Genomic DNA, 3,411 nt, shown 5'->3' on the forward strand with positions numbered 1-3,411 from the left:
GCCTCTACACCGCAGCAGACCTCACCGCTTACGCCCTTAGCACCGACGCCTTCCCCTCAGAGATCAACTCAGCGTGTTAATTATCTGCAAGCCCTAACGTTTCCTCATATTTCGGCCGCATGGTCCGTGGCCTGAGGCTGTTTCGCCAGGCCTGAACACGGGACCGGCACGGGGTGTGGATGGCGCTGCAGAAGGCCGCCAGAGGCTGACCGGGCGCGCCCCGCGCTGGTGGCCGAGGCACGCCCGCTGGCTCAGTCGATGGAGACGGCCTTGAAGTAGTAGCCGAGCGAGGTGCTCCAGCACTGGGTGACATAGGCGTGCGCCCCATAGCGCTGGATGATGTGATCCCGATCCGCCTGGCACTGCGCCAAGGTGGGGAAGGGGCCGCGCGTGACCGACGGGGGAGGGTCGCCCGCGAGGGCGGCGGCGGGCGCTGCGCCAGCCAGGACGGCGGTGCCCAGCGCCGCGACAAGCAGGGCTGCGGCGGGCAGTCGGCGGATCTTCATGGTGGCTCCTCAGTCGGGCGGAAGGACACCTTCAGAGGAGCACCGATCGGCGAGGGTGAGGAGCTCCCGGTTTCCCATATTTCGGCTGCATGGTCTGTGTTCCGTGGCTGTTTCGCCGGGCCTGAACGGTGGCGCGCCTCGCTGTCCCTCAGGATGGCGGGGCGCTTCCGTCGTGTCCGCCGCCGCTGTCAGTCGCGGAACTCGAATAAGGCGCCGATCCTGCTGGTCTTGGGGCACCAGGCAACGGAGGAGTTGGTGGGGGAGACCCACGGGCCGTAGTTCGATGCGGGAAGACCTTGCGGGTTGTAGTAGATGCAGTAGGTCCTGTACTGGCCGGTGCCGCCGTCACATACGCCCACAACCATGCCCTGGTAGGGGTTGTCGGCGATGATTCTGCATCCGGTGGGCAGTGCGGCGGCGGGTGTGGCGCCGACCAGGGTGGCGGTGCCCAACGCTGCCGCGAGCAGGGCTGCGGCTGATAATCGACGGATCTTCACGGTGACTCCTTACGGCCGGGTAGGAGGACACCTCAAGGTGAGCACCGATCGGCGAGGCTGGGGAGCTCTCGGTTTTCCATATTTCGGCTGCATGGCGTGCCGTCCGCAGGCTGTTTCGCCAGGCCTGAACGGCAGAGCGCCCTGCCCGCTCACGACTCATCGGCACCGGGGACGGGACCTGGTCTTGCGAGCCGTTACATGATCATGACGTGGCGATGACAGATCAAGTGCAGAGGCGGGTCACGGTGATGGGCGGTCAGTGACCTGTTGCCGCCCCATCCAGTCGGAGGTCGATCGAATGATGCGCTCTCTCACCCTGTCCGCCGCCGTGGTTTCCACGGTGACGGCCTTCACCGAGGCCATCGCCGACGCCACTGGCGGGAGGATCACCGACGCTCCCCGCGAAGCCGCCACCGCCATGGCCGACCCCGAATTCGACCGCCGCATGAACGCTCTTGGCCAGACCAACGACCAGGCGACCATGCGGGGTAGTTGGGTCCCTCTCAGTACTGAGTTTGAGCACGGCAACTACGGTGGTAACAGCACGACCTTACACATTTCGTATCCTGCCTGCACTCCCGAACACGATGTCTTGACTCGAGTCAATTTGGATGTTTCTGAGAATCTTGGCCAGTGGAACGACAAGATCTCCTCCTTCCGTTCCTATGGTGACTGCCAGGTCAATCACTATGAGCACTTCGACTTCAGGGGAGATAGCACCGACTGGAGCAACTCCAGCGGGTGGTTCGGCTCCATGAACGACAAGACCAGCTCCATCGAGTGGCAATAAGGGACTGACCTCTCCCGGGCCGGGCCGGCGCGTGCTCCCGTGAGCGCCCTCCTTGAGCTGAAGGGGGTTACGCGGTCGGGGATGACGGACGCAATGGGCCTGGACAGCAGAGCGCCCCGCTCGCCCTCATGTATGGAGGGCGGCTGGGGCCGCTTTGTGCTGTGCTGGCGTCATGACGATGAACGTGTCCCTGCACGGCGGCCCGCTTGACGGGATGGTGCTGACCAGCCAGCCGATCACCGACGACCCGGGCGCCTACATGATCGCGCCCGGGTGGACGGCTCACGCGGTGTACGGGCTCGACGAAGACGGCGATCTCACGGTGTGGCGGTACCGGGGCGAGGTCGGCCGATCCTTCTTGCCCTCGCCTCGCATGATGGCGTTCGCCTCCTCGCGCGTCCCTCCGGCGGCGAGGCAGAGCCAGGCCCAGGCGCCACGCCGGTCGAGGTCGGCGATCAGCTGGTCGAAGTCGTCCACGCGCTCATGGTGGCGTGGCGGGGTGATCGTGCGTAGGAAGACGCGAGATGCCCCAATCTTCAGGCTGTCACGGCAACTGTTGACCGTCCGCTTTCAGTAGCACGCTGCCTGATCGCTGCTCTCGACCTGATCGTCTGAGCTGGCTTCGATGGTGTCGCTCGCGTGTGGGTGCATGCGGTCGCATGAGGCTGGATTAACGTCGAGAGACGCCAGACAGGCGACATTATGATTCATATTCATTCCAACTCACCTCGTATGCCGGTTTAGTGTCGGGGTCAGCATCATGGCCGAGCCAGACCCGTACCCGCCAGTCGGCGCCGTCAGCGACAAAATTGCGCTCCATCGTCGCAATGGCCAGGTCGCGGGGGGTGCGTTCGTCGGTGACGTTCCGCAACCGGCTGACTATCCAATCGCCCTCTTCAATGTCTGCCATTTGGATCTGAATCGTGTAGTCCGCGGGCATGTATCCATCATGGATGGTTACGGGAGTTCGGTCGTCAATAGCGAACGGCGACACGGTGAACGCAGACAAAAACACGTGGGCGATGATTTTCGGGGTTTTGCCGTGGAGGTGGGTTGCGTCGCCGGTCACGTAAGAGATCAGGTGGTGAGGGTACGGCTCGGCGGCCAGGTGAGGCAGGCGGACAGTAGGACGCCCCCGCCTCCAGTGCGGAGATGGGGGCTCGGGTAGATCAGTCACCCTCTACCGGCGGCGCCTCGCCTCCCACGAGTGGCCGCACCCTCTGCAGTCGAAGGCGATCACGACATGGTTGTCGCTGGTGAGCCGGTGGGTCTCAACCAGGTCGGTGTATCCGCACTGCGGGCATGCTGCCTTTCTTTTCCCCATAACGTTCCCTTCCGCCAGTTCAGCGGCATGCCTCAGCGCGCGGGGCGCACGACGCCGAACTGAGTTGATGAAAGGGGGATCCGGCCGGATCAATCTGATCGATCAGAAATCAATCAGAATCTGTGCGGCTTTCGCGTTCTCCATGTACACGATGTCGGGGGCGCCTTTGAAGGAGAGCACCAAGACGGGGGCGTCAGCGCGGCATAGGCGCCCACATCGAAGGGGATCACCTGGATGGTGACCCTCGGTCGCATCGTGGCTTTCAGAAGGTGTTCCAACTGCCCGCGCATGACA

The 3,411-nt window shown here is 63.9% G+C and carries 6 protein-coding genes; 1 reads left to right on the plus strand and 5 read right to left on the minus strand.

Annotated features, from left to right (window positions below):
* Positions 1-251: 251 nt before the first annotated feature.
* The gene (locus tag AB0395_RS47860; RefSeq protein WP_366294956.1) at positions 252-506 is read right to left on the minus strand and encodes a hypothetical protein; all 255 of its coding nucleotides are present in this window, start codon (positions 504-506) and stop codon (positions 252-254) included.
* A gap of 188 nt (positions 507-694) precedes the next feature.
* Positions 695-1,003, minus strand: coding sequence for a hypothetical protein (locus tag AB0395_RS47865; protein ID WP_366294959.1), 309 nt, complete (start codon positions 1,001-1,003; stop codon positions 695-697).
* A 298-nt stretch (positions 1,004-1,301) separates the two neighbouring features.
* On the opposite strand from AB0395_RS47865, the gene AB0395_RS47870 reads away from it, so the two are divergent.
* The gene (locus tag AB0395_RS47870) at positions 1,302-1,793 is read left to right on the plus strand and encodes a hypothetical protein (RefSeq protein WP_366294962.1); all 492 of its coding nucleotides are present in this window, start codon (positions 1,302-1,304) and stop codon (positions 1,791-1,793) included.
* 282 nt (positions 1,794-2,075) lie between these two features.
* Here the strand turns inward: AB0395_RS47870 and AB0395_RS47875 are convergent, their stop codons facing one another.
* The 3 genes from AB0395_RS47875 to AB0395_RS47885 form a co-directional block, all read right to left on the minus strand.
* Complete coding sequence (locus tag AB0395_RS47875) at positions 2,076-2,270, minus strand: hypothetical protein (RefSeq protein ID WP_366294965.1); 195 nt, start codon at positions 2,268-2,270, stop codon at positions 2,076-2,078.
* Positions 2,271-2,493: 223 nt separating this feature from the next.
* Complete coding sequence (locus AB0395_RS47880; protein ID WP_366294968.1) at positions 2,494-2,862, minus strand: hypothetical protein; 369 nt, start codon at positions 2,860-2,862, stop codon at positions 2,494-2,496.
* 368 nt (positions 2,863-3,230) lie between these two features.
* Complete coding sequence (locus tag AB0395_RS47885) at positions 3,231-3,407, minus strand: Scr1 family TA system antitoxin-like transcriptional regulator (RefSeq protein WP_366294971.1); 177 nt, start codon at positions 3,405-3,407, stop codon at positions 3,231-3,233.
* Positions 3,408-3,411 lie beyond the last annotated feature (4 nt).

The organism is Streptosporangium sp. NPDC051023, assembly GCF_040689595.1.
Lineage (GTDB): Bacteria > Actinomycetota > Actinomycetes > Streptosporangiales > Streptosporangiaceae > Streptosporangium.

What these genes read in the sequence shown, in the direction of transcription:
- AB0395_RS47885 (WP_366294971.1), bottom strand. Translation starts at nt 3,407, where the DNA reads ATGCGCGGGCAGTTGGAACACCTTCTGAAAGCCACGATGCGACCGAGG.
- AB0395_RS47870 (WP_366294962.1), top strand. Translation starts at nt 1,302, where the DNA reads ATGATGCGCTCTCTCACCCTGTCCGCCGCCGTGGTTTCCACGGTGACG.
- AB0395_RS47860 (WP_366294956.1), bottom strand. Translation starts at nt 506, where the DNA reads ATGAAGATCCGCCGACTGCCCGCCGCAGCCCTGCTTGTCGCGGCGCTG.